Annotated in this window: 2 protein-coding genes; both read left to right on the forward strand. The window is 51.3% G+C overall.

Translation table 11 applies throughout. From position 1 onward, the window contains the following. On the forward strand, positions 1–1,853 hold a 1,853-nt coding region (locus WBA23_RS10505; protein WP_424582233.1), incomplete at its 5' end, for a DUF1553 domain-containing protein. Between the two features lie 5 nt (positions 1,854–1,858). After that, positions 1,859–2,614: DUF1501 domain-containing protein (locus WBA23_RS10510; RefSeq protein WP_424582234.1), on the forward strand; the 756-nt coding region annotated here is incomplete at its 3' end.

The following is a 2,614-nucleotide window of genomic DNA, read 5'->3' on the forward strand; positions in this document are numbered from 1 at the left end:
AAAAAACCATCGATAATCAGTTCGTCAATGTAGTAAACCCCCGTCAGAAGGCTAAACTTGTCTTGCCAGAACCCCGCAAGAATCCTCAGGCATTAGCACCAGCGATCGAGCAGGGAGAATTTGGTCAGGCGCTGCTTTCTAACGGCGACGACCCACTCTCGCTGGGTTCTATTGGGGCTTTTAACCGCGCCCAGCCTTTCTCCATCGGCTTATGGATGAAGGTGCCCACTGCCCTGGAAAATGGCACCATCTTTCACAAGGGACAGGGACGAATCATCTACAACTTTCGGGGTTACTACCTGTCAATCAAAGACAATAAATTAGAGGCATTGATGGCCCACACCTGGCCATACAATAATATTTCCGTACTGTCTACTACCGAGATACCCAAAGAGGAATGGTTTCATCTGGCACTAACCTACGATGGCTCCAGCCAAGCTCAAGGATTAAAAGTATATCTCAACGGTACCGCCCTGAAAATGGAGGTTGAGAAAGATAATCTGTACAAAGACATTCTGCTTTCATCGCTGGAAGAAGAACCCGGATTGAGCTTTGGTGCCCTGTGGCGCGGGACCGGTACGAAGAATACCCTCCTCGACGAGATCAAAGTTTACAACCGAGAACTATTGCCCACCGAAGTTGCCGCTTGGGCCGGAAACCAGGAGCTAGATGAGCCGATCCAGCAAACGTTGGCGCTGACTTACGCTAATCTTGAGTATCAACAGAAAATAAAAGAACTACAACAGCTCAGAACCCAGCAGAACGCCCTAATTGAATCCGTACCCGAAATTATGGTGATGGATGAACTAGCAGAGCCCCGGCCCACCTTCCTACTAGAGCGCGGATCCTACGATGCACCGGGAGAAGAAGTAACAGCCGGAACTCCGGCGAGCATCCTGAACTTTCCTGATACGCTCCCTCGAAACCGCCTGGGCTTAGCTCAGTGGCTTTTCTCCGAAGATAATCCCCTCACGGCTCGGGTCATGGTGAACCGCTACTGGCAGGCGTATTTTGGGAAAGGTATTGTGAGTTCGGCAGCCGATTTTGGTAATCAGGGTGAGTTGCCTACTCATCCCGAATTATTGGACTGGCTAGCCGTTCGCCTCGTAGAATCTGGCTGGGATATTAAAGCGATGCAAAAAATTATCGTAATGTCCGCTACCTATCGGCAATCCTCCAAAACGCCCAAGGAGCTATTAGAAAAAGATTACGATAACAAACTACTATCCCGAGGCCCCTCCTCCCGCCTCACCGCCGAGATGCTACGCGACAATGCGCTGTTCGCCAGTGGCTTACTGGTAGATAAAATTGGGGGCGAAAGCGTAAAACCCTATCAGCCCGAAGGCTTATGGAAAATTAGCGGGGCAACCTACGTACCGGATACCGGCGAGAAGTTGTACCGCCGTAGCCTTTACACCCTGTGGAAGCGAACCGTACCGCCTCCGTCAATGAACACCTTTGATGCTCCCACCCGCAGCTACTGCGAAGTAACCCGGCAAAAAACCAGCACTCCGCTGCAATCATTAGTACTATTGAACGATCCGCAGTTTGTGGAAGCCAGTCGGGCCTTAGCCGCTAAGATTATCACTACCGAAAAGAATCATAAAGAACGACTCACTAAAATATACTGTTCACTAACTGCCAGGCACCCTAGCGACAAGGAGTTACAGGTGCTAGATACCTTTTACAACAAGCAGCGGGCAGACTTTCAGTTATCCCCTCAGAAGATAGATGGGTGGTTAGAAATCGGAGAGTTTGCGGCCGAGCAGACTATTGATAGACAAGAACTCGCAGCTTACGCGGTAATTGCTAGTACGGTGATGAACGCGGATGCCACCGTAGTAAAACGATAGACGCTATGAACCACTTAGATAAATTATCCGACCACCTGAACCGAAGAGAATTTCTGCGAAACTCGGGCATGGGATTGGGGGCTTTTGCGCTGGGAACGATGCTTAATCCAACTAGCGGTTTTTCGGCTTCCCCCCAGGTCTCGGGCGGAATACTAGGTGCTCCGCACTTTGCGCCTAAAGCCAAGCGGGTAATTTATCTGTTTCAAAGCGGCGGGCCGTCCCAGTTTGAGACCTTCGACCATAAGCCTCTGCTGGAAAAAATGAACGGCGAGGAACTGCCCGATAGCGTGCGACAAGGGCAACGTCTTACCGGAATGAGTGCCGGACAATCGTCGCTGCCGTTGGCCGGTTCGCAGTTTGCGTTCGATCGGTACGGTAACAGGGGTGCTCCGGTGAGTGAGCTAATGCCCCACACCGCGAAAGTGGTAGATGACCTATGTTTCATACGATCGGTACATACCGAAGCTATCAACCACGATCCGGCAATTACTTTTTTCCAGACTGGTTCGCAGCAGGCGGGGCGACCTAGCATTGGTTCCTGGCTGAGTTATGGCTTGGGTTCCGATAATGAAAACTTACCGGCGTTCATCGTGCTGGTTTCTAAAAATGCGGGTGGGCAGCCCTTGTACGCCCGCTTGTGGGTGAACGCTTTTCTGCCCTCCACCCACCAGGGAGTACAGTTCCGCTCAGGAAAAGATCCGGTGTTGTTTCTTAACGACCCCAACGGATTTCACCACCAAGACCGGGCGCAGATGCTGGAC

Origin of the sequence: Tunicatimonas sp., assembly GCF_049647865.1 — a bacterium.
Classification (GTDB): Bacteria; Bacteroidota; Bacteroidia; order Cytophagales; family Cyclobacteriaceae; genus Tunicatimonas.